The sequence below is a fragment of the Streptococcus saliviloxodontae genome (assembly GCF_016908655.1).
GTDB lineage: Bacteria > Bacillota > Bacilli > Lactobacillales > Streptococcaceae > Streptococcus > Streptococcus saliviloxodontae.
Genome location: NZ_JAFBEI010000012.1, coordinates 11,865 through 38,472, shown reverse-complemented (window position 1 = coordinate 38,472; position 26,608 = coordinate 11,865). Strand labels below are relative to the sequence as shown.

Here is a 26,608-nt window from a genome sequence, read left to right as displayed (position 1 = left end):
TTATAATGGCACAAGCACAATATGCAGGTACTGGCCGTCGTAAAAACGCTGTTGCACGCGTTCGTTTGGTTCCAGGTACTGGTAAAATCACTGTTAACAAAAAAGATGTAGAAGAGTACATCCCACACGCAGACCTTCGTCTTGTTATCAACCAACCTTTCGCAGTTACTTCAACTGAAGGTTCATACGACGTATTCGTTAACGTTGTAGGTGGTGGATACGCAGGTCAATCAGGTGCGATCCGTCACGGTATCGCACGTGCACTTCTTCAAGTTGACCCAGATTTCCGCGATTCATTGAAACGCGCTGGTCTTCTTACACGTGATGCACGTATGGTTGAACGTAAAAAACCAGGTCTTAAGAAAGCTCGTAAAGCTTCACAATTCTCAAAACGTTAATCAACACGATTATATCAACGTTTATGGACATTCAAGAATTATTTCTTGGGTGTCTTTTTATTTTTAGGGTGACAAGACGCAATCTTTTACTGAGCTGTAGGTCTCTTTTTATGTTAGAATAGTGACAACTATAGCTATCAGGAGGGTTCTTTTATGCTTTGGTCATTGATTGTGGGTGCTGTGATTGGTATGATTGCTGGGTCAATCACCAATCGAGGTCATAAAATGGGGTGTTTTACAAATAGTCTAGCGGGTCTTGTTGGATCGGCTGTAGGTCAGGCTTTGTTTGGCTTTTGGGGGCCGAGTTTAGCTGGTATGGCTCTGTTGCCGTCAATTGCTGGTGCGGTTGTTGTTATCGCGGTGGTTTCCTTCTTTTTAGAGAAATAGGAGACTGAAAGTCGTTGACTTACTTTCTAGCTATTGCTGGTATTAGATATTAGGTAAGGTTGAGGGTTTCTTCAACCTTTTTGTTTGTGTTTTGTTTTTATTTTGGTGTATTTTTAGTTTGTTTGACTTAAAATAGTCGGTAAAAAGCGTACTTTATATTGATTTTGTTATAGAATTTTCAGTATTTTTATGATAAAATAATGGAAATTAAAACGATGGAGGCTTCTCATGAAAGCGATTATTACAGTAGTTGGTAAAGATAAAACAGGTATTGTTGCCGGTGTGTCTGCAAAGATTGCAGAGTTAGGTCTTAATATTGATGATATTTCACAGACTGTTTTGGATGAGTTTTTCACTATGATGGCTGTGGTTTCTAGCGAAGATAAGAAAGATTTCACAGAGCTTCGTTCAGAACTTGAGGCATTTGGTCAAACCTTGCATGTCAAAATCAACATTCAGAGCTCTGCTATTTTTGACGCCATGCACAATTTGTAAGAGGAGAAGTCTTGATGGATATTAGACAAGTAACTGAAACCATTGCCATGATCGAAGAGCAAAACTTCGATGTGCGTACCATTACTATGGGGATTTCCCTTCTAGACTGTATTGATTCTGATATTGATAAAGCAGCTGAGAAGGTCTACAATAAAATCGTTGAAAAAGGGCGTCATTTGGTTGCGGTTGGTGAAGAGATTTCAGCTGAGCTAGGTATTCCAATCGTTAACAAGCGTGTGTCTGTGACACCGATTTCGATTATCGGTGCTGCAACGAATGCTGATTCTTATGTGCCTTTTGCCAAGGCTCTTGACCGTGCTGCCAAGGAAATTGGTGTTAACTTTATCGGTGGTTTTTCTGCTTTGGTGCAAAAAGGCTATCAAAAAGGGGATGAAATCCTTATCAACTCTATCCCGCAAGCTTTGGCAGAAACAGATTTTGTCTGCTCTTCTGTTAATATCGGATCAACCAAGACTGGTATCAATATGACGGCTGTCCGTGACATGGGGCGCATCATTAAAGAAGCTTCTGAGCTTGATCCTATGGGGCCAGGGAAATTGGTTGTCTTTGCCAATGCGGTTGAGGATAATCCTTTCATGGCAGGTGCCTTCCACGGTGTTGGTGAGGCGGATGTGGTCATCAATGTCGGTGTTTCTGGACCAGGTGTCGTTCAGCGTGCTGTCGAAAAAGTTGCTGGTCAGAGCTTTGATGTTTTGGCAGAAACCGTTAAGAAGACAGCCTTTAAGATTACGCGTGTTGGTCAATTGGTTGGTCAGATGGCGTCAGAACGTTTAGGTGTTGAGTTTGGAATTGTTGACTTATCACTTGCTCCAACACCAGCAGTCGGTGACTCTGTTGCACGTGTTTTGGAAGCCATGGGTCTTGAAGTGGTTGGTACTCACGGAACGACGGCTGCGCTAGCTCTTCTTAATGATGCGGTCAAAAAAGGTGGTATCATGGCTTGTAACCAAGTGGGTGGTTTGTCAGGTGCCTTCATTCCTGTATCTGAGGATGAGGGGATGATTGCGGCGGTGCAATCAGGACACATTAATCTTGAAAAATTGGAAGCTATGACAGCTATCTGTTCCGTTGGTTTGGATATGATTGCTATTCCAGCAGATACACCAGATACGACGATTGCGGCTATGATTGCAGACGAAGCTGCCATCGGTGTCATCAATCAGAAAACAACAGCTGTGCGTATCATTCCTTACGGTCAAGTTGGTGATATGCTAGAACTCGGTGGTTTGCTCGGCTATGCCCCAGTTATGAAGGTCAATAAGGCGTCATCAGCAGACTTCATCGCTCGTGGTGGGCAAATCCCAGCACCGGTGCACAGCTTTAAAAACTAAAGAATCAGGAAGTTGAATCGAAAGGTTCAACTTTTTTTTCTGTTATAATAGAAGAGATATAAGACTGTTTTGGAGGGATACTGATGAGTGAAACAAAACTATATGTCGTACGTCATGGCAAAACGATGTTCAATACGATTGGTCGAGCTCAAGGTTGGTCAGACACCCCGCTGACTGCTCAAGGTGAAGAGGGAATTCGTGAGTTGGGTGTTGGGCTTCGTCTAGCAGGGGTTCCGTTTAAGGCTGCTTTTTCTAGCGATTCTGGTCGGACCATTCAAACCATGGATATTGTTTTACGTGAAACAGGTTATCAAGGGATTTCTTACCAGAGAGATAAGCGTTTACGTGAGTGGTGTTTTGGTAGTCTAGACGGCGGTTACGACGGTGAATTGTTCAATGGTGTCCTACCGCGAACGGAAGCTTTTAAAAATGGGCGTACGCTACAAGACGTTTCTTGGCAAGAGATTGCAGAGAGTATCGTTGAAGTGGATACTGCAGGTTGGGCAGAACCATGGGATGTTCTTAGCAAGCGTATCTTTGATGGTTTTGAGGCAATTGCTAAGTCAATAGAGGCTAGTGGTGGCGGAAATGCTCTTGTTGTCAGTCACGGGATGACTATTGGTACATTGTTGTGGTTGATTGATCATAGCTGTCCAAAACAGTTTATTGAAAATGGTAGTGTCACTGTGGTGAGCTATAAAGAAGGGCGTTTTGCAATTGAAACGATTGCGGACCTCTCTTATCGTGAAATAGGGAGAAAAGACATTCAAAATGAGAAAAAAGCTTAGTGTAAAAGGGATAATTGTTATCTTGTTTGCGTTTTTAGTGTGTTTGGTTGCTTTGGTAGTATCCTCTCACTTAAAAGGCGATAAATCACAGACTGCAAGTCAAACCAGTAGCTCAAAGGTATCGACAAGTAGTCAGTCATCCTCTAGCTCTGATCTGCCAAAGGTATCGTCAGATGACTGGCAATTGAGATTAGTTAATCGTGATCATGTTACAGAGGAGTTGTCACCTAGCCTAGCAGAGGTTAATGGGATTTCAGTGGATGCGCGTATTGAGACTGCAGTACAGGAGTTTTTGGCAGCAGCACAGGCAATTGATGCTTCTGAACATTTGATTTCGGGTTATCGTAGTGTTGACTATCAAAAGGAATTGTTTCAATCTTATGTTGACCAAGAAATGGCTGAAGACCCAAGTCTGACACAAGAAGAAGCTGAGACAAAGGTTAAAACCTACTCGCAGCCTGCGGGAGCTAGTGAGCATCAGACGGGTTTAGCGATTGATATGTCCACTGTTGATAGTTTGAACGAATCAGATCCGACGGTGGTTTCACAGTTGGTTGAAATAGCACCGCAATATGGTTTTGTTCTACGTTTTCCAGAAGGAAAATCAAGTTCGACAGGTGTTGATTATGAAGATTGGCACTTCCGCTATGTTGGCAAGGAGTCTGCTGCCTACATGACAAAACATAACTTGACCTTAGAGGAATACATCACAAAATTAAAGGAGAATGGCCAGTGAGGCGCAAATTAAAATGGCAAGTTTTTGGAGGACTGCTAGCAGTCTTTGGTTTGTTTTTGATCGTCCCCTTAATGATTCGAGGGTCAGTTCCTAATGCCAAAGAGGGCGTCAAGACATCCTATGACCACAGTGCTTTTTTCAAACTAGTAGCGCCTCAAGTACAGCGTTTATCTGATAGCTATGGTGTCAAGACGTCTGTTATACTTGCCCAAGCTGCTCTAGAGTCTGATTACGGGACAGATTTACTAGCTGTTAGATATCATAATCTGATGGCGGTTAAAGCTGAGGCAGGTCAGCGCTCAGTCAAGATGACACGTCAGGAGTACATTGGAACGAAACAACTGAGCCTAAAAAGTCAATTTCGTGTCTATGTTGATTGGGAGAGTTCTTTAAATGATTACATGCTCCAGCTTAAAGATGGAAAGCTGAGCCGCTCTGGCCTTTATAAGGCCGTGGCGACAGCGGATAATTACCAAACAGCCATCGAGGCTTTTCAGAAATATAACTATACTAGCGATACCAATTATAGTAAGAAGTTAAAAAAGATTATCGAAACCTATAATCTAGTTGACTACAATCGCTAAGGAAATTTACTGCTTGTTGGTTATGGGCTTTATATGATAACTAAATGATAAAAGGAGACAAGTTTTTCTACGATTGGCTTGTCTTTTTTGTTGTCGTAAAAATCTTAGTTTTGCTATTGACAAAACTATCGAGGTGCGATATTTTTATATCGAACTAAGATATAACGAAGTACGATATAAAAGGAGCTTATATGGATAAAAAAATAGAACGTGTTTACGTTCCTATGACGGAGTCTGCTTTTTATATTCTATTTGCTTTGCAGGAGGAAAGGCATGGTTATGATATTACCCAGGTAACCAAAGAATTGACGGCTGGACAGGTTGTTATCAGTCCTGGGACCATGTATGGAACTTTATCAAAGATGGAAAAAGATGGCTTGATTGTTCTGGTCGGTGAAGAAGGTAAGCGTAAGCTTTATCGGCTAACAGCTCTTGGTAGAGAGGTGTTAGACTTGGAATTGGCACGCATTGAACGGCTGTATCGAAATAGTAAGGGAGAACGTTATGGTAACGAAAACAGAAGTTAAAATTTTCTGGATTACAGATTTTGAAGAAGAAACAGCTTATCTGAGAAGGATGCATCAGTCAGGGTGGAAATTTGTTAAGCTAATGGCGGGGTGTTTTTTCCACTTTGAATCTTGTCCGCCCGAGGATGTGGTATATCAGCTTGATTTCAGATGAGAGAAAAAGGGAGACGATTATCTCAGTTATTTGAAGATTATGGCTGGGAGCATGTCGCAGATTGCAATTATTTTTCAATTTTTCGCCAATCGAAGCAAGATGTTGACGTTAGTATTTATAGTGATTCAGAGAGTCAGTATGAGATGGTCAAGCGTATCTTTAAAAGTCGATATCTGACTGCTTTCTTTTTATATGTGATATCGTCAACCTTACTATTAAGGTCACACCCTAGCTTTTTCTTAGGGATATCTGTCGTGTATCTTCCTATATTAACTTATTGTGCTTACCGTTTTTATGTCTTGAGGAACAAGTATAGGAAGTGAGGACTTCTACTATGAAGAATTATAAACGTTTTAGTTTTCATCATTTACAGGCGATAGAAGACTATCTACGTCATATGCATCAAGCAGGCTATGCCTTGAAGACAATTACCATGATGGGCAAGTTGACTTTTGAACCCTGCCAGCCAGAAGATGTGGTTTATCGGTTTGACCTTCAAAAACAAGCCTATATGGATTTGAACAAATCCTATGTGCAAACCTACCGAGATGCTGGTTGGCAATTGGTACCTCTTGATTATCAAGGAGTTGTCTTGTTTAAAAAATCTGCTGAAGGTGTGGCTAGTTTAGATGAGTTAGAATTATATAGTGATAGTCACAGCCGTTACGCTTTTGAAAAATTACTCTTGCAGCGACGACTAGCCTTCCCACTAATACCTCTACTGCTTCCGATAACACAGACCTTTACTTACTTTTTTGATGGAGCACCGAAACGTTCTATTGGGTTTTGGTTGTTTTGGGGACTAATCTTTTTAGAGGGTCTGGTATGGTGTCTGTATTATTTGAAACAGTTTAGGGATTTGAAAAAGAAGTACTCTCTCTAGGTCTTAAGATGTATTTTTAGCACTCTTGTAAAAAGAGTGCTAATTTTGTTGACAGAAGGGAAAAAAGGAGTATAATAGAATCATAAGTTAGCAGTCGGAGTTAAAGAGTGCTAACTGGAAGCGGAGGTGAGATTTCAATGATCACACAACGTCAAAGCGACATCTTGAATTTGATTGTTGAGATGTTCACACAGACGCATGAACCCGTCGGTTCAAAAGCTCTTCAAGAAAGTATTGCCTCAAGTTCGGCGACTATCCGAAATGATATGGCAAAACTTGAAAAATTGGGTTATCTTGAAAAAGCCCATACGTCTAGCGGTCGTTTGCCTAGTCGGGCAGGATTTCAGTATTTTGTCCGTCATTCGCTTAGCCTTGATAGTATCGATGAACAGGACGTCTATCAGGTGGTCAAGGCTTTCGATTTTGAAGCTTTCAAGCTAGAGGATATCTTAGATGCAGCAGCGAAATTGCTGGCGCAGATGACAGGCTATACGGCTGTTGTTCAAGATGTTGAGCCGACCAGTCAACGCTTGACAGGTTTTGATATTGTGCAACTCTCCAGTCACGATGCCTTAGCTGTCTTAAGTTTAGACGAGTCCAAATCAGTGACCGTTCAATTTGCCATTCCTAAGAATTTCTTGGCCAGAGATTTGATGATATTGAAGTCTTTGGTGTCGGAGCGTCTGCTCGATAAGACGGTTCTGGAAATTCATTACAGGTTGAGAACCGAGATTCCTCAGATTGTTCAGAAGTATTTTAAAACGACGGACAATGTCTTGGATCTCTTTGATTACATCTTTTCTCAGCTCTTTAAGGAATTGGTCTTTATTGAAGGAAAAGTAGCTTCGCTGACCTATGCAGACCTTGCGACCTACCAGTTTTTGGATAATGACCAAGGTGTGGCACTGGCTTTGCGCTCTGCTATCTCTCCAGAAGAAATGGTGCAGGTTAGTGTCGGTGAAAGTCAGGAAGAGGCGCTGAGCGACTGTACGGTCATCAGTCAGAAATTTTTGATTCCCTACCGAGGCTTAGCCATGATGAGTTTGATTGGTCCTATCGAGATGGATTACCGTCGCATGATGAGCTTGATCAATGTCATCAGTCGAGTCATGGTTATGAAGTTAACTGACTATTATCGCTATTTGAATAGCAACCATTATGAAGTAAATTAAAAGTAGAAAGAGGTGTCCTCTTGTCAGAAGATATTAAAAATGAAGAAGTTGTTGAGGAAGTGGAGGCTACTGAAGAAGTAGAAGAAACGACTGAGGCAGCTGAGAAATCAGAATTAGAATTGGCAAATGAGCGTGCCGACGAGTTTGAAAACAAATACTTGCGCGCACATGCTGAAATGCAAAATATTCAACGCCGTGCTAATGAAGAACGTCAAAACTTGCAATGTTATCGTTCACAGGATTTGGCTAAAGCAATCTTGCCAAGTCTTGACAATCTTGAACGTGCGCTTGCTGTCGAAGGTTTGACAGACGATGTTAAAAAAGGGCTTGAAATGGTTCAAGAAAGCCTCATTCATGCATTGAAAGAAGAGGGTATCGAAGAAATCGCTGCTGATGGTGACTTTGACCACAACTTGCATATGGCTATCCAAACTATGCCAGCAGACGATGAGCACCCAGCAGACAGCATTGCACAAGTCTTCCAAAAAGGCTACAAGTTGCACGACCGTATCCTACGCCCAGCAATGGTGGTCGTTTACGCTTAAACAGCGTGACCGAAATGTCAGAAAACTAGGTTGGGAGTCTGAAGTCTATAATTTGGTAAACTCCCACAGGTTGACTAGTATTTCATCATCTAGTCGGCTACTAATCAACGAACAGAAAAAAGGCAAAATCTTCAACTGTTTCTAGCAACAGCTAGGAAGCGAACGAAGTGAGCCTTTACCTGATACTCTTCGCTGTGGCAACCGTCATCAAACACCAGTGTTTGATGACTCGGAACATTTGAGACCTTGGGTTCAAATGTTAGTTATGAGATTCCGTAGGAAGCTGCTAACGTCCGTGTCACTTAAGAAGAGTATTCTAAAAATAAAAAATTACTTTAAAATTTGAAAGGAATTGAACCCGAACAGAGAACTTAAAAAAGGTGGACTGCCGATGACATTAGGATGTCCTGTCAGTTTCTTATTTTTCAGTCGCTTTCTCGGCGTTCTTGGTATCTTATATTATGTCTAAAATTATCGGTATTGACTTAGGAACAACTAACTCAGCAGTAGCAGTTCTTGAAGGAACTGAAAGCAAAATCATCGCAAATCCAGAAGGTAACCGTACAACACCTTCAGTTGTGTCATTCAAAAACGGTGAAATCATCGTTGGTGATGCGGCTAAACGTCAAGCAGTGACAAACCCAGAAACCATCATCTCAATCAAATCAAAAATGGGAACATCTGAAAAAGTTGCGGCTAATGGTAAAGAATACACACCACAAGAAATTTCAGCGATGATTCTTCAATACCTTAAAGGTTATGCTGAAGATTATCTTGGTGAAAAAGTTGAAAAAGCCGTTATCACAGTTCCAGCTTACTTCAACGATGCCCAACGTCAAGCAACAAAAGATGCAGGTAAAATCGCTGGTCTTGAAGTAGAACGTATCGTTAACGAACCAACTGCAGCTGCCCTTGCTTATGGTCTTGATAAGACTGACAAAGATGAAAAAATCTTGGTATTCGACCTTGGTGGTGGTACATTTGACGTGTCAATCCTTGAACTTGGTGATGGTGTCTTCGACGTTCTTGCAACTGCTGGTGACAACAAACTCGGTGGTGATGACTTTGACCAAAAAATCATTGACTTCTTGGTAGAAGAATTCAAGAAAGAAAACGGTATTGATCTGTCAACAGATAAAATGGCTCTTCAACGTTTGAAAGATGCTGCTGAAAAAGCTAAGAAAGACCTTTCAGGTGTGACGCAAACACAAATCAGCTTGCCTTTCATCACTGCTGGTGAGGCTGGACCACTTCACTTGGAAGTTGCTTTGACACGTGCTAAATTCGACGATATCACTCGTGACCTTGTTGAACGTACAAAAACACCAGTTCGTCAAGCCCTTTCAGATGCTGGTCTTTCAATCTCAGAAATCGATGAAGTTATCCTTGTCGGTGGTTCAACACGTATCCCAGCCGTTGTAGAAGCAGTTAAAGCTGAAACTGGTAAAGAACCAAACAAATCAGTTAACCCTGACGAAGTTGTTGCGATGGGTGCTGCCATCCAAGGTGGTGTGATCACTGGTGATGTCAAAGACGTTGTCCTTCTTGACGTCACACCATTGTCACTTGGTATCGAAACAATGGGTGGTGTCTTCACAAAACTCATCGACCGCAACACAACTATCCCAACATCTAAATCACAAGTCTTCTCAACAGCAGCAGACAACCAACCAGCCGTTGATATCCACGTTCTTCAAGGTGAACGCCCAATGGCAGCAGATAACAAGACTCTTGGACGTTTCCAATTGACGGATATCCCAGCTGCACCTCGTGGTATTCCACAAATCGAAGTAACATTTGACATCGATAAAAACGGTATCGTATCTGTTAAAGCTAAAGATCTTGGTACTCAAAAAGAACAACACATCGTTATCAAGTCAAACGACGGTCTTTCAGAAGAAGAAATCGAACGCATGATGAAAGATGCCGAAGCTAACGCCGAAGCAGATGCTAAACGTAAAGAAGAAGTTGACCTTAAAAACGAAGTTGACCAAGCTATCTTTGCGACAGAAAAAACAATCAAAGAAACTGAAGGTAAAGGCTTCGATACAGAACGCGATGCCGCTCAAGCAGCCCTTGATGACTTGAAAGCTGCTCAAGAGTCAGGTAACCTTGACGACATGAAAGCAAAACTTGAAGCCCTTAACGAAAAAGCACAAGCTCTTGCCGTTAAACTCTACGAACAAGCTGCAGCAGCTCAACAAGCAGGCGCAGAAGGTGCAACAAACACTGAAAACGCAGGTGATGACGTTGTAGACGGTGAGTTTACGGAGAAGTAAAATAGTCCTGTGGACTATTTTAGCCTACGAGCCAGAAACAAGGAATGAGTAGATCGTTCGGGGAGCCCTTTTATCCCGAGCTTAAAAACTGGAAAGCTCTGCAAGTTAAGAAGGACTACTCACTCTTCGAACTAGTAAATAAAACTCAAACGCAGAGGTTGCAACCCAGCCTCTGTTTTTGGCTAAATAATAAAGAGGTGACCCTAGGTCACCAAGGCAAATGGTTTCCGCCGTGGTGAAAAGACTAATGGCTTGCCATTAGTCGGGGGAATAAGCAAGACCTTAGGCTTGCTTATTAGCAATGGAACGCCAAAGGCGGTCGCTTGCGACCCCACCACTTAAGGAAACCATAAAAATAAAAAACTAAGGTATTAAATGATGAACAATACAGAATTTTACGATCGTCTTGGGGTGTCAAAGGACGCCAGTCAAGACGACATTAAAAAAGCCTACCGTAAGATGTCAAAAAAATACCATCCAGACATCAACAAGGAGGCTGGTGCAGAACAAAAGTACAAGGATGTTCAAGAAGCCTATGAAACCTTAGGTGATGAGCAAAAACGTGCTTCTTATGACCAATTTGGTCCAGCTGGAGCTAATGGTGGCTTTGGTGGCGGAGCAGGAGGCTTCGGAGGTTTTGATGGAGCTGGCTTTGGTGGTTTTGAAGACATCTTCTCATCATTCTTTGGTGGTGGAGGTGCTAGTCGCAATCCCAACGCTCCTCGTCAAGGAGACGACCTCCAGTATCGCATTAACCTCAAATTTGAGGAGGCTATCTTTGGTACGGAAAAAGAGGTTTCTTATAACCGCGAAGCTTCTTGTAACACGTGTTCAGGTTCTGGTGCCAAACCAGGAACAAGTCCTGTAACTTGTGGACGTTGTCACGGTGCAGGTGTGATCAATGTGGATCGTCAAACACCGCTTGGTGTCATGCGTAGCCAAGTGACCTGTGATGTCTGTCATGGTACAGGTAAAGAAATTAAAGACCCGTGTACAACTTGTCGCGGCACAGGTCATGAAAATCAAAGCCACAAGGTTTCTGTTAAAATCCCGGCAGGTGTTGAGACAGGACAACAAATCCGCCTTCAAGGTCAAGGGGAAGCTGGATTCAACGGTGGTCCATATGGCGATCTCTTTGTCATCATCAACGTTGCACCGAGTGATAAGTTTGAACGTAATGGTTCAACCATTTACTACAATATGAACATTTCCTTTGTTCAAGCAGCGCTCGGTGATACCGTCGAAGTACCAACGGTTCATGGCAATGTTGAAATGACCATTCCTGCAGGAACGCAGACTGGTAAGACCTTCCGTCTTCGTGGTAAAGGAGCTCCTGCTCTTCGTGGTGGCGGTCAAGGTGATCAGCATGTTAAGGTTAACATTGTGACTCCAACTAAGCTGAACGACTCTCAACGAGCAGCTCTTAAAGCCTTTGCGGAAGCCAGTGGTGACCAACCAATCCATCCTAAGAAAAAAGGTTTCTTTGATAAGATGAAAGAAGCTTTTGATCCAGAAGTTTAAAGAACAGTAGAATGATAGCTCATTTAAGGTTAGCCATCATTCTATTTTTTTGTTTGTTTTTTCTGTATGGGGACAGATGGTGTTGGATGGGCTAGAAAGCTCTTTCAGAAAATGCTAAAATATGATCATGACAAGATATAAAGCGATTATTTCCTATGATGGGACAGATTTTTCAGGTTTCCAGCGTCAACCACAGGCACGAACAGTCCAAGAGGAGATTGAAAAAACTCTTTTGAGATTAAATAGTGGGCATCCAGTTACCATTCACGGGGCTGGTCGTACGGATGCTGGGGTCCATGCCTACGGTCAGGTCATTCATTTTGATTTACCCCAAGAGCGAGATGTTGAAAAGTTGCGTTTTGGTTTGGATACACAGTGTCCAGACGATATTGATATTGTTGCGATTGAGGTTGTTGAGGATGATTTTCATGCGCGTTACAACAAGCATTCCAAAACCTATGAGTTTTTGGTAGATGTTGGTCGTCCTAAAAATCCTATGATGCGTCACTATGCCACACATTATCCTTATCCTGTTGACCTTTCTTTGATGCAGGAAGCGATAGTGAATTTGCTTGGGACGCACGATTTTACAGGTTTTACAGCATCTGGGACAAGTGTGGAAAACAAGGTCAGAACCATAACAGAGGCAAGGGTCGAGCGAGATGATAAGACGGACTTTTTGGTCTTTACCTTCTCAGGAAATGGTTTTCTTTATAAGCAGGTTCGCAATATGGTGGGGACCTTGCTTAAAATTGGCAACGGTCGGATGCCAGTCAGTCAGGTTAAGACCGTTTTGGAGAGTTGCAATAGAGACTTGGCGGGTCCGACGGCAGCTGGTAATGGGTTATATTTAAAGGAGATTAGGTATGAGTGATCATTATGTTTTGGCGATTTCAGGCAACGATATTTTTAGTGGTGGTGGTTTACACGCTGATTTAGCGACTTATACGGTCAATAAACAACATGGTTTTCTAGCAGTGACTTGCTTGACTGCCATGACCGATAAGGGTTTTGAAGTTTTTGCGACAGACTCTCGTGTTTTTGCCTATCAACTATCAAGTCTTAAGGATGTTCCTTTTTCTGCCATCAAATTAGGTCTTTTGCCTAATGTTGATTTGGCTGAACAGGCCTTGACGTTTGTTAAAGCTCATACGGGCATTCCAGTCGTCTTGGACCCTGTCTTGGTCTGCAAAGAAACCCACGATGTGGAAGTTTCTGCTTTGCGTGATGAATTGATCAAGTTTTTCCCTTATGTGACCATCATCACACCGAATCTGGTAGAAGCAGAGCTATTAGCTCAAACGGCTATCAGAACGATCGACGACATGAAGCAAGCGGCCCAAAAACTCTATGACCTTGGAGCAGCGCATGTCGTTATCAAGGGTGGTAACCGTTTAGACAAGAGCAAGGCGATTGATCTCTACTATGATGGTAATGATTTTGAACTATTTGAATTCCCTGTTTTGGAGGAAAATAATGTTGGTGCTGGTTGTACTTTTGCTTCAAGCATTACGAGTAACCTAGTTAAGGGAGGGTCTGTGAAAGAAGCCGTAGGACAAGCCAAAGATTTTGTCTTTAAGGCTATCAAAAAATCAAATGATTATGGAGTGGTTCAATATGAGAAGGACTAATGTTTCAAAATTAACTCTGTTGGCTGTTTTGACAGCTCTGACTCTTGTTTTAGGTAAGTTTGTCAGCATCCCAACGCCGACAGGTTTTCTCACGTTATTGGATGCAGGTGTCTTTTTTACAGCTTTTTATCTTGGAGCTAAAGAAGGGGCTATCGTTGGTGGTTTGTCAGGTTTTTTGATTGATTTGATTTCTGGTTATCCTCAATGGATGTTCTTTAGTCTTTTAGCTCATGGTGGCCAAGGTTACTTTGCTGGTTGGACAGGTAAGAGCCGTCCTATTGGTTTGGCTTTATCATCTTTGGTGATGGTTGGTGTTTACTTTCTAGCTTCTATCCCTTTATACGGTCTAGGCTCTGCCATAGCTGGACTTTGGGGGAATATCATGCAGAACTTTTTTGGACTTTTAATAGGTTATGTAGTCTATCTTGCTTATAGCAAGGTAAGTCCTGGTAAATAAGAAAAAATCTCTATGCTCTGTCTTGAGCATAGAGATTTTGTTATGGTTTGCCCGCTGTGGTTTGGGCCTTGGCGAGGGCTTGAGTAATGGTATCGGAATAATAACCTGATGCCTTATCGAGCATATCGTAATCTATCAAACCATCTTCACGTTCGAAGTGAACATTGTCAGTGCCTTGCCAGATTTCTGGGTGAGCTTTAGCCGTTTCTACCCAGTCGGCAATTTGGATAAAGCTGTTCTTTTTGGCAAGTTCCTTCTCATAACTTGCTGTCTTTGAAACGGTAGAATCAGGATAGTCGCTGTAGTTACCGTTGTAGGGAGTTACCAAAACCAAATGACTTCCCTTAGGGAGTAAATCAACGATTTGGTCGAGATTTTCTTTATAAGAACTTGTTTCGTTAACACCGACTGCGATAATGACTGTTTCTGGCAAGGTACCTGAGTTCAAGTAAGTCTGAACCAGACTGGCAGCATCTGCGAGGTTGCGGTTACTTAACGGGTCTAAAATAGCTTGAGGTAAGGTTTGTTTCAATTTTTCAGAGGCATGCACAGACACAGAATCGCCGATTAAAAGTACATTTTCAGATGAATAGTTTGTTTCGTCTGACGTATTTGTAGGACTTTCTTTGAAACGATCCAATTCTTGAAGTAGGGCATCAATCATTAGGGTAGAACCTTTAGTGTCTGTTTCCCCTGTATGAGAAAAATGCACACCGTCTGACCCTACCCAAAGATCAGGATTGTCAGTAGCGATTTGGTACCAATCAACAATAGAGACGTTGATATGTTGGTCAGCTTGAGCTTTTTCGTAATCACGAATGTCTTTGATAAGATCGGGATCTTCTTGACTGTAAGGTGTGATGAAGATAAGGTGTTTATCATCATTGAGAGAGGCAATCATCTTGTCAATAGTCTCCTGATAATCATCCCCTGTATTGGCACCTAGAGAGACGACAACATAGTCATAATCTCCTGATTGCATATATTGGCTAAAGAGGTCGTAACCTTGGGTAAAGGATCGACCAACCTCTACTTGAACGTCCATGTTGTCAAAACGTTCAGGGTAGATATCGTGGGCATCTAGGATAACAGAGTCTCCTATCAGTAGCACATTGCTGTAGTCATCAGCGACAGGAGTTTGGCTGTCAGTGCTGGCATTTCCATTGTTTTGGGAAATACGCAGAGCTAGTTTTTGGCTGGTAGCCATATTGTTGGCACTTTGTTTCAGACTTTTAATCATCAAGTTTGACTCGAAGTCACTTAAATGAGGTTGCTGAGTGACAGTTTTGATTGATAAAGCTAGGCAGACTAACAGCAGCGGTGCTAGGATATAACTTGCTTTTTTGCTGATCTTGGCTTTCTTTGATTGCCCCATTAAGGCAGGCTCTATGACGTAGAAAGATAAACTAGCTAGTAGAAGAGACAAGAGAGTCGTCAAAGCAACTGCTAGGAGATATGCCTTGGGAAAGAGGTTTTTAAAAATGATATAGAGTGGCCAGTGGAAGAGATAGACACTGTAGCTAATGTTAGCGAGATAGGTGACTAGGGCAGGCTCTTTACGATTTTTCAAAGAATCATGAAGGAGACGGCAGAAGAAGATGAGAGAAGAAGTCCACAGACTAGCTAAGAGAAATCCTAAAAGATAGGTCAGCTGAGCTTCAAAATGAAGGAGAAAAGCCAGACTGATAAGGACAAGACCACTACCGATAGCACCTAAAAGAGAGGCGTAAGGAGGTAGTGATTTCTGAATGTCCCTGTAAAGAGAGGTGGTCTCTTTAATACCTGCCAAAGTAGCCAGAAAGCTCCCTGCGAAAAGAGGAAAAGCATGACTAGCTGTTGAAAAGTAGAGATTTGATAAGTCAGTCTGCCAAAGAGCTCCCCAAATCATAAGGCCAGCAGATAAGATAAAGAGCAGACCACTGATCGTTCGGATAATTTTTCGGTAAGACCTTGCTGATTTTATCCCTTTTCCTAGGAGCCAAAGTAAAAGCCCCCATAGAAGATAGTAGTGAACCTCGATGGATAGACTCCAAGTGTGGAGGAAGAGGTGAGGTGAAAATTGAGCTTCGTAGTTAGAACCGATACCCATCTCGTAGAAATTGGTCACAAAGCCGATACTGGCTAGGACTTGCTTCCAAATACCAGCGATAAAATCCTGCCTGATGAGCAAAGCCAAAGGCAGACTGATGAGGATAGATAGAACAAGCGGTGGAAAGATACGATAGAGTCGTTTTCTAAGATAAACCAGTAGTTTTATCTGCCTATTTTGAGAAAATTCATCGATGAGTAGAGCAGTAATCAGGTAACCTGAGAAAGTGAAGAAAATATCAACTCCGATGAATCCTCCTGGGAGAAAATCTTTAAAAAAGTGGTAGGTCAGGACGAAAAGGAGTCCGACTACCCTAATTAGTGAAAACCATTGTATTCTCATTTTTGATAAATTCCTTGTTTAAACTTTCCTTGAATGACTTGTCCATCTGCTAGACTTAGTTTGCCTTGACCGTCAGCCTGTCCCTTGCTGAAGTGACCTGAATAAGACCATCCTTCTTGAGAATAGAAGGTTCCTTGACCGTCAAAGTTTCCATTTTTAAAATTCCCCTTGTAGTGATCACCATTGCTAAAAGTTATGTCACCTTTTCCGTTCATTTTTTCGTTACGAACGTAGCCTGTATAACGAATGGTTTGCCCATCAAGGACTAGGCTTGTCTTTTGAGGAAGCAACAGCCATATCGTGCTAACTGCACTGAGGATAATAACTAAGACGCAGATCATTTCAAAAATGGGTCGTCGTTTGTGTAACATCATTAATCTCCTAAGATTTAATATGATTCATATTTTATCAAGAATAAGACTGCTTGACAAATTTGACATAAAAAGAGTCATTTATTGAAAAAAAGACTATAATGGAGTTGATTAAACGTTTAGGAGAGTTATGGGATGAAAAATAGAGATACGCAACTATTGGATAGGGTTTACAATCTTATTTTAGACCCCAAAATAAGTGAGCAAGAACGTCAGCTCTTAGTAGTCTTTAAGGATAGAGTCGGTAAGGGAGCATACTTTGATAGAGAACTAGCGATTTTATCGACTGCTTTACAACAACTGGCTATCAAGAGTCTGCAAGGTGGGTCAGGGCTCAGCGACGATATAAAGTCGTTTTATCAGGACATCTCAGTTGTGAGTGCGCGTAAAAATACTTTGTGTGTAGGCTTGATCAATTGGATTGGATAGGCTTATGACTGATGAAAAATCAATAGACTTTTGCTATAATAGGGTCAAGTGAGGTATCTGTATGGATTTACAAGTATTAGAAAATCAAACGAGAGCTCTAGTGGTTGATATTCTTGAACGCTCTGCAATCAAAAAAGGACAGTTTTTTGTGCTAGGATTGTCATCTAGCGAGGTAGCAGGAGGCGTGATAGGTAAGGCTTCTAGTCTAGAAATAGGCGAGGTAATCGTTAAAACTATCCTGGAAGCAACTAAGGCGCGTGGTGTCCACCTAGCCGTTCAAGGATGTGAGCATCTTAATCGGGCTTTGGCAGTGGAAGCAATAGCTGCTGAGTCGAAAAATCTTGAAATCGTCAATGTTCTTCCTAGCCTTCATGCAGGTGGTTCAGGTCAGTTGGCTGCCTTTAAGTACATGGCAGAGCCTGTCGAGGTAGAGGAGATTGTTGCCCACGCGGGGCTTGATATTGGAGATACCTCTATCGGTATGCATGTTAAGCGCGTGCAAGTACCTCTTATCCCTATTCAGCGTGAACTGGGTGGAGCTCATGTGACCGCTCTTGCTAGCCGTCCAAAATTGATTGGTGGTTCTAGAGCTCAGTACAAAGAAGATCCTATTCGAAAATTTTAATAAGGTAGCTAAAAACCGACCCCTAATAAGGAATCGGTTTTTATTTTTTGGTAGAATTGATGGCATTGACTGTCGGTAGGTGAATACCGTCAGCGATCAAAGCTTCTTGATAGAGTCTATAAAATTCAGAGTAGATGGCGCTCTGCATTCCATTTTGGACAAAAATATCAATTCGAAATACCAGCTGTCCATTAGGAGTTGTTTTTGGCCCCAGGATGGTTGGAGCCCCTACAATTTGTGGAAAATGAGGGACTTGTTCGTCATTAACTTGTTTGATAACTTGAGTCATTTGCTCAAGGTTGGTATGCGCCAATATAGGAATATCAATCTGCGCACGCATATCTCCACGAGATTTGTTGCTAACGATAGAGATATTTCGGTTGGGGATAGTGTGCAAGGTTCCGTCAAATCCTCTAATCTGAGTTGTTCGAATACCAACGCTAGAAACGATGCCTGTTACTGAACCGATCTCCACGGATTCACCAACGTCGTATTGATTTTCTAAAAGAATAAAGAATCCATTTACTAAGTCAGATAGAAAGTCTTTGGCACCAAGTCCAAGGGCTACCCCAGCCAGACCAGCTCCGGCAAGAAGACTAGAAACAGGAATGCCAATAATACTAAGCACCCAGTAGATTAGCATAAAATAAAGGGTATAGTCTAGGATATTATGTAGGAGCTTGATGATAGTTTTTTGACGTGCTTGAGTCTATTTTGTTAAAGCAATAGACTTGGTTACTGCCTGATTAAAAAGATAAGTGAAGAGTCTTTTAGCGATAAAAAAGAAAAGCAGTAATAGGAGTAGCGATACTAATTTAGAAAGAAGATCAACAGCTAATTGTTCTAAGTGAAGTTGTTTGATGTAATTCTGTAAAATAGTCATAAATCTATTTTATCAAAAAAGCTGAAGCTTAGCAGAAAAAGACCTCTCTAAAGTGAGCGAGTCTTCTTGAAATCAAATAAAAACACTTTGAAATCCTTTTAAAATATGGTAAACTAAGCTGTATATAAAATTTTTAAGGAGAAATGACGAGATGTCTACATCATTTGAAAATAAAGCTACAAACCGTGGCGTTATTACATTCACAATCGGTCAAGATAAAATCCAACCAGCTCTTGACGCAGCATTTAACAAAGTTAAAAAAGAATTGAACGTACCAGGTTTCCGTAAAGGTCAAGTGCCACGTCCAATTTTCAACCAAAAATTTGGTGAAGAAGCACTTTACGAAGATGCTTTGAATGCTATTCTTCCAGCAGCTTATGAAGCAGCTGTAGCTGAACTCAGCCTTGACGTTGTTGCACAACCAAAAATCGATGTTGCTTCAATGGAAAAAGGTCAAGAGTGGACAATCACTGCTGAAGTTGTTACAAAACCAGAAGTTAAACTTGGTGACTACAAAAACCTTGCAGTATCAGTAGAAGCTTCAAAAGAAGTAACTGATGAAGAAGTAGACGCTAAAATCGAACGTGAACGCAACAACCTTGCAGAACTTGTTATCAAAGAAGATGCAGCTGCTGAAGGTGATACAGTTGTTATCGACTTTGTAGGTTCTGTTGACGGTGTTGAGTTTGACGGTGGTAAAGGTGATAACTTCTCACTTGAACTTGGTTCAGGTCAATTCATCCCAGGTTTTGAAGACCAATTGGTTGGTTCAAAAGCAGGTGAAACTGTTGATGTTAACGTAACATTCCCAGAAAACTATCAAGCAGAAGACCTTGCAGGTAAAGCTGCTAAATTTGTAACAACAGTTCACGAAGTTAAAACAAAAGAAGTTCCAGCTCTTGACGATGAACTTGCAAAAGACATCGATGAAGAAGTTGAAACACTTGCAGACTTGAAAGCTAAATACCGTAAAGAGCTTGAAGCAGCTAAAGAAATCGCATTTGACGATGCTGTCGAAGGTGCAGCTCTTGAGTTGGCTGTAGAAAATGCAGAAATCGTTGAATTGCCAGAAGAAATGGTACATGACGAAGTACACCGTGCCATGAACGAATTCATGGGCAACATGCAACGTCAAGGTATCTCTCCAGAAATGTACTTCCAATTGACAGGTACAACTGAAGAAGACCTTCACAAACAATACGAAGCGGATGCTGACAAACGTGTTCGTACAAACCTTGTTATTGAAGCAATTGCTAAAGCAGAAGGTTTCGATGCTACTGAAGAAGAAATCGAAAAAGAAATCACTGACCTTGCTTCAGAATACAACATGGAAGCTGACCAAGTACGTGCTCTTCTTTCAGCAGATATGCTTAAACACGATATCACAATGAAAAAAGCTGTTGAAGTGGTTACAAGCTCAGCAACAGTAAAATAATCAATCATATCTGATTGGAGTCAGCTAGTCTTTAGGCTAGCTGATTTTTTATCTCGAAAGTGACAGCAAAAATCTTTTGACGAATGAGTAAATTTAGCGTAGAATAGTAGGTAATGAAATAAGCTGGGGAATTGTCCCTAGTTTTCTATCAAATGTTATAAAGAACAGGGTGTTTACGCTGTGAGTACCCTTGTATCAATAGTTAGAGGAGAACCACTTTGGAATTAGAAGTATTTGCTGGGCAAGAAAAAAGTGAATTATCAATGATTGAGGTTGCGCGTGCTATTTTGGAATCACGCGGACGTGACCACGAAATGTACTTCAGCGATCTTGTTAACGACATTCAAACTTACCTTGAAAAATCAGACGCAGATATCCGTGAGGCATTGCCATTCTTTTATTCAGATTTGAACACTGATGGAAGTTTCATTCCACTCGGTGATAATAAATGGGGTCTTCGTTCATGGTATGCTATTGATGAAATTGATGAAGAAATCATTACCCTTGAAGAGGATGAAGAAGGGGCACCGAAACGTAAAAATAAACGTGTTAATGCCTTTATGGATGGCGACGAAGATGCTATTGATTACTCAGATGATGATCCAGAGGATGAAAGCTATCAAGCATCAGCATCTAATGAGTATGATGAAGAAAATCCAGATGATGAAAAATCAGAAGTTGAATCATACGATTCAGAGTTGAATGAAATCATTCCAGATGAAGATCTTGATGAAGATGTTGATTTGAATGAAACAGATGATGATGAAGACGATGACTATGCTGATGAAGAAGAGTAATCCCTTGTTAAATACTAATATTTGACAAAATGCTCAAGATAAGATATAGTATTTATCGGGCACCTCTTTTAGAGGTCTGATAAACAAGTCTCCCTAGTGATAGGGAGATTTTTTTGTTTTTCCTAATATTATGCTATTTTAAATTGAAGGAGTTTAGAATGACAAAGTATATTTTTGTTACTGGTGGTGTTGTATCCTCTATCGGTAAAGGAATTGTAGCAGCCAGCCTAGGACGTCTTTTGAAAAATCGTGGACTCAAAGTGACGATTCAAAAGTTTGATCCTTATATTAATATTGACCCAGGAACAATGAGTCCTTACCAACATGGTGAAGTTTATGTCACAGATGATGGTGCTGAGACTGACCTTGACCTCGGTCATTACGAACGTTTTATCGATATTAACCTTAACAAGTACTCTAATGTAACAACTGGTAAAATTTACAGTGAGGTACTTCGTAAAGAGCGTAAAGGGGAGTATCTTGGAGCTACTGTTCAAGTTATCCCACATATCACAGATGCTCTGAAAGATAAGATCAAACGTGCTGCACGTACAACAGATTCTGATGTCATCATCACTGAGGTTGGTGGTACTGTTGGAGATATTGAAAGCTTGCCATTTTTAGAAGCTCTTCGTCAGATGAAGGCAGATGTTGGTTCTGATAACGTCATGTACATTCACACGACGCTTCTCCCTTATCTTAAAGCAGCAGGTGAGATGAAGACAAAACCAACACAACACTCTGTTAAGGAACTACGAGGCCTTGGTATCCAACCTAATATGTTGGTAATCCGTACAGAGCAACCTGTTGAGCAAGGTGTAAAAAACAAATTGGCACAATTTTGTGATGTAGCTCCTGAAGCTGTTATTGAGTCTATGGACGTTGAGCACATTTATCAAGTGCCACTGAATATGCAAGCTCAAGGAATGGATCAAATTGTTTGTGATCATTTGAAATTGGATGCGCCAAAAGCGGATATGACAGAATGGTCAGCTATGGTTGACAAGGTTCTAAACCTTAAGAAAACCGTTAAAATCGCTCTTGTTGGTAAATATGTGGAACTTCCAGATGCTTATTTGTCAGTCGTTGAAGCTCTCAAACACTCAGGTTATGTTAATGATTCAGCTATCGACCTTAATTGGGTTAATGCTAATGATGTGACTGCTGAAAATGCAGCAGAGCTTTTGGGTGATGCTGATGGTATTATTGTACCTGGTGGTTTTGGTCAACGTGGTACAGAAGGTAAAATCCAAGCTATCCGCTATGCTCGTGAAAATGATGTGCCTATGTTAGGTGTCTGCCTAGGTATGCAGTTGACCTGTGTTGAGTTTGCTCGTCATGTCCTTAATCTGGAGGGTGCTAACTCAGCAGAGCTTGATCCAGAAACGAAATATCCAATCATTGATATTATGCGTGACCAGATTGATATCGAGGATATGGGTGGAACCCTTCGTTTGGGACTTTACCCATGTAAATTGAAGGCTGGATCAAAAGCGGCTGCAGCTTATAATAATCAAGAAGTGGTCCAACGCCGTCACCGTCACCGTTATGAGTTTAATACAGCCTTCCGTGCCCAATTCGAAGAAGCAGGCTTTGTTTTCTCAGGTGTTTCACCGGATAATCGTTTGATGGAAATTGTTGAATTACCAGATAAGAAATTCTTTGTGGCAGCTCAATACCATCCAGAATTACAATCTCGTCCAAACCATGCAGAAGAACTCTATACAGCCTTTGTAACAGCAGCGGTCGAGAACGCTAAATAATAAAGAAACAGTGAGGAAAGCAAATTTGTCAGCTTGATTAGCCTCGCTGTTTTTTGTTGTGAAAAGAAAATACTTTTTTAAAAAAAAGCATTGACGATAGTTACCATATTTGATATACTTAAGTAGTTGTCAGCTGATAAGGCAGATGATGAAAATAATTTTTTTAAAAAGTTGTTGACATGATTTACATAATCTGATAAAATAGATTATGTTGTTAAGGAACAGCGGAAATGGCGGAATTGGCAGACGCGCAGGACTAAGGATCCTGTGACCGCTTTAGGTCGTGGGGGTTCAAGTCCCCCTTTCCGCATAAGTAGTTGAGCTAAGGCTCAACTTTTTTTATCTCAAAGTACTAGGGAGTTTATCTCCCTTTTTCATTTATAGAAAACGCTTTAACTTTCTTCAAATACTGGTATTTTTAAGGCAATTGTGTTAGAATGAAACTGTAAACGGGTTCAAACCCAAAAAAATAGAGGAGGCCTATACAAATGGCAATCGTTTCAGCAGAAAAATTTGTCCAAGCAGCTCGTGATAACGGCTATGCTGTTGGTGGATTTAACACAAACAACCTTGAGTGGACTCAAGCTATCTTGCGTGCAGCAGAAAGCAAAAAAGCTCCAATCCTTATCCAAACTTCAATGGGTGCTGCTAAATACATGGGTGGATACAAACTTTGTAAAGTTCTTATCGAAACTCTTGTAGAATCAATGGGTATCACTGTACCAGTTGCTATTCACCTTGACCACGGTCACTACGAAGATGCAAAAGAATGTATCGAAGTTGGTTACACTTCATTGATGTTTGATGGTTCACACCTTCCAATCGAAGAAAACCTTAAATTGACTAAAGAAATCGTTGAATTGGCACACGCTAAAGGTATCTCAGTTGAAGCTGAAGTTGGTACTATCGGTGGTGAAGAAGACGGTATCGTTGGTAAAGGTGAATTGGCACCAGTTGAAGACGCTAAAGCAATGGTTGAAACTGGAATCGACTTCTTGGCAGCTGGTATCGGTAACATCCACGGTCCTTACCCAGCTAACTGGGAAGGTCTTGACCTTGATCACCTTCAAAAACTTACTGATGCAGTACCAGGTTTCCCAATCGTATTGCACGGTGGTTCAGGTATCCCTGATGATCAAATCCAAGCTGCAATCAAACTTGGTGTAGCTAAAGTTAACGTTAACACTGAATGTCAATTGGCATTTGCAGGTGCTACTCGTAAATTTGCTGCAGAATATGAAGCAAATGAAGCAGAATACGACAAGAAAAAACTTTTCGACCCACGTAAATTCTTGGCTCCAGGATTCGCTGCAATTACTGAAGCTGTTGAAGAACGTATCGACGTATTCGGTTCAGCAAACAAAGCTTAATTTCAAGCTGAAACAGTATTAAATCAAGGTTTATCCATTTGGATAAACCTTTTTTAGTGAAAAAAATACTCAGAAAATACTCAATCATCAATAAGACTATCAATAAGGTTTGTAATATTCTTCTTCATGTTTTTAGTCACATGTAGGTATATTTGTGTTACTTTGCTCCCTTTAGTATGTCCGACACGCTCTTGTATTGCTTCTAAAGGAACTTTTTTCTCGGCTAAGAAACTAATATGGGTATGTCTAAAAATATGAGTGCTAATATGTTTTTTGAAACTAATCTGTTGGTCAATATTGATGCCTACTTTTTTGATATGACCTGTTTTTGTTTTCTTGCCTGTTTCATTAGAATTTAGAAAATTATTCAAAACACTATAATTTAATGGTACACCGTTATACATTGATTTATAGTGATTTTTTGATGTAAATATCCAACCGTTATTTTGATAATCAGGATTACCAGCAATATGGTGGTTATTTTCTTCTATTTCTTCTTGAAGAAGCTCTAAAGCCTTAGTAGAGAGCTCAACAGTTCTATAACTCTGTTCATTCTTTACATTTCCCTCATAGTTATTCTTGTTTGCTCCTCCGTGAGTAGCTCTAGTTCTTTTAACAGAAACGAGTTTATCCTTGAAGTTAATATCGGCGACTTTTAAACCCAAGACTTCTCCAATTCTCATGCCTGTTAAACTTTGAAATTCAAATATTCTGCCGTATTGACGATTATGTTTATTTACAATTGATAATACTTCGGCAAGTTCATCTTTTTCAAGGTAGGAATCTTCAATATTCTTGCTTTCTAATTCCTTTATTCTTTCTTCAAGTCCTTTATTTTCAATTTGAACATAAGGCATAGGATTTTGCTCTGGTTTAATATAATTTCTTTTGATAGCAAATGTATAAACTGAATTGAGGTCAGACTTTAAAGATTGAGCTATTCTTTTATGATTTCCCAATGGATAAAATTGGTCTATCATTTTTTGAATCACATCGGAAGTTATATTGTGAAGCAAGCTATCGGCAGGAATATATTTAATAATATGATTTTTGAATCTCCCTTGCTCTCCAGCTAGTGTCTTAGGTGCAACTTTCTTCTTTTTGATTCTGTCATCTTCCCATTCATTCCAAACTCTATTTAAAGTGATGTCTCCCTTGTTATTGAGAGTTGATAAAGTAAATCTTTGATGAAACTGTTCTAGTTTTTCTTGAAGTTCTCTTCTGATAATTCCTTGTAATTGAGGAGAAATTTTAACTTTTCCACTATCTGAGTAAGATTCACTTGTTAAATACCATTTACTAACAATTTCCCAGCGTTTTTGAGTCAGTGGGTGTTTAGTATAAATTCTATATTTAACCTCTATATACCCCTTTTTAGGAGCTTTACGAGATTGTTTAAATGTGACATTACCCATATCTATCTTTAACATTATTTACCTCAACTTTCGTATCTATGGTCTTGCCTGTATCTAAGGAAATCTAAGAAACCTTCAAAGTGTATCCAAACAATTTTATGAGAAGGATTTATTACAAATGGAGAGTATTCAGGATTTCTTCGCATTTCAACTAGTAGTGAATCTAGTGTTTTTGTTTTTAATCCTTCGAATCGTTTGCATACTGCTTCTTTGTTTCCCCATTCAGCTTGACAGTCTTCAACAGGTACGTATTTAATTTGAATCATTTCCTTACTCCTTATCAATTTTAATCTTTCTATATTGAACTTCATTATCAAGTAAGCGACCATCTTTAAAAATCTTACTCTTGTAAGAGGTCTCGTAAAGAATCATTTCATCTTTAATAAGGTCAGCTACATTTTCATTAGTTAATAATTTTAACTCCTCAGGTTTATTTAGATTTCTAGAAGAGTAAAAAGCTTTTTTGCCTAAACTTTCAAGTAATTCTTGTCCAATCCCTTTTTCCATATATTTAGCTACATAGCGACCAGCATTGGACGAATCGTCTAAGCTATCTAATTTGTTTATCCGAACTGCCCCATGACCCCATAATTTTAATAAAGAAGAATGAGGTACAAAAGGGAAATTAAAAAGAAGAATGTGTACATGCCACGCTCCTCTTTTCTGTCGTTCTAATACTGCTATATATTTTAGTTGCCTTTTTTTAGAATGATAAATATAGTAGTTCAATTTTTTGATAAACTTATCAAACATTATATTGAATTCTGTTCGGTCTTTAATATTTGCTTTTGTTGTTAGGGTAAGGAAACTTGTTTTGTTATCATAATTACAATCTATTAGTCTTTGGAGCTTCCATTTTGAATTTTTTCTGTTTTTGGATATACGTTTTAATCTTTCATCTTGTTCGTCAGGTGTAAGTTCATCAAATTTTCTACGTTTTTGTTTTTCTTTTAAAATGATTTGGTTGGTATCAACTTCAGTATTATCACTTGAGAAAATAGGGGATTGATATTCCCAAATCTCAATATACGAGGAAGTTCGGATAATCTTGCGATTATAACTCACAAAATTACCTCATTTTCTCGTTAAGTTTGCCTATATAATAAATAAACTAGAGGAGCAAGCTCCTCTGAATTTCAATTACAAGAATCGCTCCGCTAAACATGCTTCCAGCTTGCCG

General features: G+C 40.3%; 29 protein-coding genes, 1 tRNA gene and 1 pseudogene. 25 read left to right on the top strand and 6 right to left on the bottom strand.

All coding sequences use genetic code 11. The features are described from left to right. The first annotated feature begins 5 nt into the window (after positions 1-5). The 18 genes from rpsI to JOC31_RS03710 all read left to right on the top strand — a co-directional run bounded on the left by rpsI (position 6) and on the right by JOC31_RS03710 (position 13,909). Positions 6-398 carry a 30S ribosomal protein S9 gene (rpsI, locus tag JOC31_RS03795; RefSeq protein WP_012516324.1) on the top strand — a complete coding sequence of 131 codons (393 nt, stop codon included), beginning with the start codon at positions 6-8 and terminating at the stop codon, positions 396-398. A gap of 153 nt (positions 399-551) precedes the next feature. Then, positions 552-785: a GlsB/YeaQ/YmgE family stress response membrane protein gene (locus JOC31_RS03790; protein ID WP_205016847.1), complete on the top strand. Its 234-nt coding sequence runs from the start codon at positions 552-554 to the stop codon at positions 783-785. Between the two features lie 228 nt (positions 786-1,013). Beyond that, the gene (locus JOC31_RS03785; protein WP_205016846.1) at positions 1,014-1,280 is read left to right on the top strand and encodes an ACT domain-containing protein; all 267 of its coding nucleotides are present in this window, start codon (positions 1,014-1,016) and stop codon (positions 1,278-1,280) included. A gap of 14 nt (positions 1,281-1,294) precedes the next feature. Next, positions 1,295-2,632, top strand: a complete 1,338-nt coding sequence (locus JOC31_RS03780; protein WP_205016845.1) for a PFL family protein — start codon at positions 1,295-1,297, stop codon at positions 2,630-2,632. An 83-nt stretch (positions 2,633-2,715) separates the two neighbouring features. After that, on the top strand, positions 2,716-3,420 hold the full coding sequence (locus tag JOC31_RS03775; protein ID WP_205016844.1) for a histidine phosphatase family protein: 705 nt from the start codon (positions 2,716-2,718) through the stop codon (positions 3,418-3,420). Next, on the top strand, positions 3,404-4,156 hold the full coding sequence (locus JOC31_RS03770) for a M15 family metallopeptidase (protein ID WP_205016843.1): 753 nt from the start codon (positions 3,404-3,406) through the stop codon (positions 4,154-4,156). The genes JOC31_RS03775 and JOC31_RS03770 overlap by 17 nt, the downstream gene beginning before the upstream one ends. Beyond that, a complete protein-coding gene (locus JOC31_RS03765) occupies positions 4,153-4,740 on the top strand; it encodes a glucosaminidase domain-containing protein (RefSeq protein ID WP_205016842.1) in 588 nt (195 codons plus the stop codon). Before JOC31_RS03770 ends, JOC31_RS03765 begins: the two co-directional genes overlap by 4 nt. A gap of 191 nt (positions 4,741-4,931) precedes the next feature. Continuing rightward, positions 4,932-5,267, top strand: coding sequence for a PadR family transcriptional regulator (locus JOC31_RS03760; protein WP_205016841.1), 336 nt, complete (start codon positions 4,932-4,934; stop codon positions 5,265-5,267). After that, entirely contained in the window at positions 5,245-5,421 is a 177-nt protein-coding gene (locus JOC31_RS09930; protein WP_205016840.1) for a DUF2812 domain-containing protein, read from the top strand. Before JOC31_RS03760 ends, JOC31_RS09930 begins: the two co-directional genes overlap by 23 nt. Next, complete coding sequence (locus JOC31_RS10080) at positions 5,418-5,744, top strand: DUF2812 domain-containing protein (protein WP_205016839.1); 327 nt, start codon at positions 5,418-5,420, stop codon at positions 5,742-5,744. The genes JOC31_RS09930 and JOC31_RS10080 overlap by 4 nt, the downstream gene beginning before the upstream one ends. 11 nt (positions 5,745-5,755) lie before the next feature. Next, positions 5,756-6,304 (top strand): DUF2812 domain-containing protein, encoded by a 549-nt coding sequence (locus tag JOC31_RS03745; protein ID WP_205016838.1) that lies wholly within the window; start codon positions 5,756-5,758, stop codon positions 6,302-6,304. 137 nt (positions 6,305-6,441) lie between these two features. Beyond that, positions 6,442-7,476, top strand: coding sequence for a heat-inducible transcriptional repressor HrcA (gene hrcA, locus JOC31_RS03740; protein WP_205016837.1), 1,035 nt, complete (start codon positions 6,442-6,444; stop codon positions 7,474-7,476). A 20-nt stretch (positions 7,477-7,496) separates the two neighbouring features. Further along, on the top strand, positions 7,497-8,021 hold the full coding sequence (gene grpE / locus JOC31_RS03735; RefSeq protein WP_205016836.1) for a nucleotide exchange factor GrpE: 525 nt from the start codon (positions 7,497-7,499) through the stop codon (positions 8,019-8,021). A gap of 461 nt (positions 8,022-8,482) precedes the next feature. Then, positions 8,483-10,300 (top strand): molecular chaperone DnaK, encoded by a 1,818-nt coding sequence (gene dnaK / locus JOC31_RS03730; RefSeq protein ID WP_205016835.1) that lies wholly within the window; start codon positions 8,483-8,485, stop codon positions 10,298-10,300. 378 nt (positions 10,301-10,678) lie between these two features. Continuing rightward, complete coding sequence (gene dnaJ / locus JOC31_RS03725) at positions 10,679-11,821, top strand: molecular chaperone DnaJ (protein ID WP_205016857.1); 1,143 nt, start codon at positions 10,679-10,681, stop codon at positions 11,819-11,821. 127 nt (positions 11,822-11,948) lie between these two features. Continuing rightward, entirely contained in the window at positions 11,949-12,695 is a 747-nt protein-coding gene (truA, locus tag JOC31_RS03720) for a tRNA pseudouridine(38-40) synthase TruA (protein ID WP_205016834.1), read from the top strand. Continuing rightward, on the top strand, positions 12,688-13,452 hold the full coding sequence (locus JOC31_RS03715; protein ID WP_205016833.1) for a bifunctional hydroxymethylpyrimidine kinase/phosphomethylpyrimidine kinase: 765 nt from the start codon (positions 12,688-12,690) through the stop codon (positions 13,450-13,452). Before truA ends, JOC31_RS03715 begins: the two co-directional genes overlap by 8 nt. Then, a complete protein-coding gene (locus tag JOC31_RS03710) occupies positions 13,439-13,909 on the top strand; it encodes an ECF transporter S component (protein WP_205016832.1) in 471 nt (156 codons plus the stop codon). Before JOC31_RS03715 ends, JOC31_RS03710 begins: the two co-directional genes overlap by 14 nt. A 40-nt stretch (positions 13,910-13,949) precedes the next feature. Here JOC31_RS03710 and JOC31_RS03705 read toward each other — a convergent pair whose 3' ends face one another. Then, positions 13,950-16,340 (bottom strand): acyltransferase family protein, encoded by a 2,391-nt coding sequence (locus tag JOC31_RS03705; protein ID WP_205016831.1) that lies wholly within the window; start codon positions 16,338-16,340, stop codon positions 13,950-13,952. Then, positions 16,337-16,714 carry an MORN repeat-containing protein gene (locus tag JOC31_RS03700; protein WP_205016830.1) on the bottom strand — a complete coding sequence of 126 codons (378 nt, stop codon included), beginning with the start codon at positions 16,712-16,714 and terminating at the stop codon, positions 16,337-16,339. The genes JOC31_RS03705 and JOC31_RS03700 overlap by 4 nt, the downstream gene beginning before the upstream one ends. Before the next feature lie 132 nt (positions 16,715-16,846). Between JOC31_RS03700 and JOC31_RS03695 the strand changes: the two genes are divergently transcribed. Both JOC31_RS03695 and JOC31_RS03690 read left to right on the top strand, forming a co-directional pair. Then, positions 16,847-17,140 (top strand): bacteriocin immunity family protein, encoded by a 294-nt coding sequence (locus tag JOC31_RS03695; protein WP_205016829.1) that lies wholly within the window; start codon positions 16,847-16,849, stop codon positions 17,138-17,140. 61 nt (positions 17,141-17,201) lie between these two features. After that, positions 17,202-17,765, top strand: coding sequence for a TIGR01440 family protein (locus JOC31_RS03690; protein ID WP_205016828.1), 564 nt, complete (start codon positions 17,202-17,204; stop codon positions 17,763-17,765). Positions 17,766-17,805: 40 nt separating this feature from the next. On the opposite strand, the pseudogene JOC31_RS03685 reads toward JOC31_RS03690, so the two are convergent. Further along, positions 17,806-18,648, bottom strand: a pseudogene (locus JOC31_RS03685) (mechanosensitive ion channel family protein). 151 nt (positions 18,649-18,799) lie between these two features. On the opposite strand from JOC31_RS03685, the gene tig reads away from it, so the two are divergent. The 5 genes from tig (at position 18,800) to JOC31_RS03660 (ending at position 24,013) form a co-directional block, all read left to right on the top strand. Continuing rightward, entirely contained in the window at positions 18,800-20,083 is a 1,284-nt protein-coding gene (gene tig / locus JOC31_RS03680) for a trigger factor (RefSeq protein ID WP_205016827.1), read from the top strand. A 218-nt stretch (positions 20,084-20,301) separates the two neighbouring features. Further along, entirely contained in the window at positions 20,302-20,880 is a 579-nt protein-coding gene (gene rpoE, locus JOC31_RS03675; RefSeq protein WP_205016826.1) for a DNA-directed RNA polymerase subunit delta, read from the top strand. 158 nt (positions 20,881-21,038) lie between these two features. Next, positions 21,039-22,643 (top strand): CTP synthase, encoded by a 1,605-nt coding sequence (locus tag JOC31_RS03670; RefSeq protein WP_205016825.1) that lies wholly within the window; start codon positions 21,039-21,041, stop codon positions 22,641-22,643. Between the two features lie 224 nt (positions 22,644-22,867). Then, positions 22,868-22,953 (top strand) — tRNA-Leu (locus JOC31_RS03665). Between the two features lie 178 nt (positions 22,954-23,131). Continuing rightward, positions 23,132-24,013 (top strand): class II fructose-bisphosphate aldolase, encoded by an 882-nt coding sequence (locus JOC31_RS03660; protein WP_205016824.1) that lies wholly within the window; start codon positions 23,132-23,134, stop codon positions 24,011-24,013. An 80-nt stretch (positions 24,014-24,093) separates the two neighbouring features. Here the strand turns inward: JOC31_RS03660 and JOC31_RS03655 are convergent, their stop codons facing one another. From JOC31_RS03655 to JOC31_RS03645, 3 genes are read right to left on the bottom strand one after another with little or no spacing between them, the layout of a single operon-like run. Beyond that, complete coding sequence (locus JOC31_RS03655) at positions 24,094-25,443, bottom strand: tyrosine-type recombinase/integrase (protein ID WP_205016823.1); 1,350 nt, start codon at positions 25,441-25,443, stop codon at positions 24,094-24,096. Between the two features lie 8 nt (positions 25,444-25,451). After that, positions 25,452-25,694 carry a DNA-binding protein gene (locus JOC31_RS03650; RefSeq protein ID WP_239548923.1) on the bottom strand — a complete coding sequence of 81 codons (243 nt, stop codon included), beginning with the start codon at positions 25,692-25,694 and terminating at the stop codon, positions 25,452-25,454. A 4-nt stretch (positions 25,695-25,698) separates the two neighbouring features. Beyond that, positions 25,699-26,493 (bottom strand): rolling circle replication-associated protein, encoded by a 795-nt coding sequence (locus JOC31_RS03645; RefSeq protein WP_205010112.1) that lies wholly within the window; start codon positions 26,491-26,493, stop codon positions 25,699-25,701. Positions 26,494-26,608: the final 115 nt, after the last annotated feature.

Bases quoted from the DNA above. Each gene is read 5' to 3' on its own strand.
- rpsI (WP_012516324.1), top strand. From the start codon at position 6: ATGGCACAAGCACAATATGCAGGTACTGGCCGTCGTAAAAACGCTGTT.
- JOC31_RS03790 (WP_205016847.1), top strand. From the start codon at position 552: ATGCTTTGGTCATTGATTGTGGGTGCTGTGATTGGTATGATTGCTGGG.
- JOC31_RS03785 (WP_205016846.1), top strand. From the start codon at position 1,014: ATGAAAGCGATTATTACAGTAGTTGGTAAAGATAAAACAGGTATTGTT.
- JOC31_RS03780 (WP_205016845.1), top strand. From the start codon at position 1,295: ATGGATATTAGACAAGTAACTGAAACCATTGCCATGATCGAAGAGCAA.
- JOC31_RS03775 (WP_205016844.1), top strand. From the start codon at position 2,716: ATGAGTGAAACAAAACTATATGTCGTACGTCATGGCAAAACGATGTTC.
- JOC31_RS03770 (WP_205016843.1), top strand. From the start codon at position 3,404: ATGAGAAAAAAGCTTAGTGTAAAAGGGATAATTGTTATCTTGTTTGCG.
- JOC31_RS03760 (WP_205016841.1), top strand. From the start codon at position 4,932: ATGGATAAAAAAATAGAACGTGTTTACGTTCCTATGACGGAGTCTGCT.
- JOC31_RS09930 (WP_205016840.1), top strand. From the start codon at position 5,245: ATGGTAACGAAAACAGAAGTTAAAATTTTCTGGATTACAGATTTTGAA.
- JOC31_RS10080 (WP_205016839.1), top strand. From the start codon at position 5,418: ATGAGAGAAAAAGGGAGACGATTATCTCAGTTATTTGAAGATTATGGC.
- JOC31_RS03745 (WP_205016838.1), top strand. From the start codon at position 5,756: ATGAAGAATTATAAACGTTTTAGTTTTCATCATTTACAGGCGATAGAA.
- hrcA (WP_205016837.1), top strand. From the start codon at position 6,442: ATGATCACACAACGTCAAAGCGACATCTTGAATTTGATTGTTGAGATG.
- dnaK (WP_205016835.1), top strand. From the start codon at position 8,483: ATGTCTAAAATTATCGGTATTGACTTAGGAACAACTAACTCAGCAGTA.
- dnaJ (WP_205016857.1), top strand. From the start codon at position 10,679: ATGAACAATACAGAATTTTACGATCGTCTTGGGGTGTCAAAGGACGCC.
- truA (WP_205016834.1), top strand. From the start codon at position 11,949: ATGACAAGATATAAAGCGATTATTTCCTATGATGGGACAGATTTTTCA.
- JOC31_RS03715 (WP_205016833.1), top strand. From the start codon at position 12,688: ATGAGTGATCATTATGTTTTGGCGATTTCAGGCAACGATATTTTTAGT.
- JOC31_RS03710 (WP_205016832.1), top strand. From the start codon at position 13,439: ATGAGAAGGACTAATGTTTCAAAATTAACTCTGTTGGCTGTTTTGACA.
- JOC31_RS03705 (WP_205016831.1), bottom strand. From the start codon at position 16,340: ATGAGAATACAATGGTTTTCACTAATTAGGGTAGTCGGACTCCTTTTC.
- JOC31_RS03700 (WP_205016830.1), bottom strand. From the start codon at position 16,714: ATGATGTTACACAAACGACGACCCATTTTTGAAATGATCTGCGTCTTA.
- JOC31_RS03695 (WP_205016829.1), top strand. From the start codon at position 16,847: ATGAAAAATAGAGATACGCAACTATTGGATAGGGTTTACAATCTTATT.
- JOC31_RS03690 (WP_205016828.1), top strand. From the start codon at position 17,202: ATGGATTTACAAGTATTAGAAAATCAAACGAGAGCTCTAGTGGTTGAT.
- tig (WP_205016827.1), top strand. From the start codon at position 18,800: ATGTCTACATCATTTGAAAATAAAGCTACAAACCGTGGCGTTATTACA.
- JOC31_RS03670 (WP_205016825.1), top strand. From the start codon at position 21,039: ATGACAAAGTATATTTTTGTTACTGGTGGTGTTGTATCCTCTATCGGT.
- JOC31_RS03660 (WP_205016824.1), top strand. From the start codon at position 23,132: ATGGCAATCGTTTCAGCAGAAAAATTTGTCCAAGCAGCTCGTGATAAC.
- JOC31_RS03655 (WP_205016823.1), bottom strand. From the start codon at position 25,443: ATGTTAAAGATAGATATGGGTAATGTCACATTTAAACAATCTCGTAAA.
- JOC31_RS03650 (WP_239548923.1), bottom strand. From the start codon at position 25,694: ATGATTCAAATTAAATACGTACCTGTTGAAGACTGTCAAGCTGAATGG.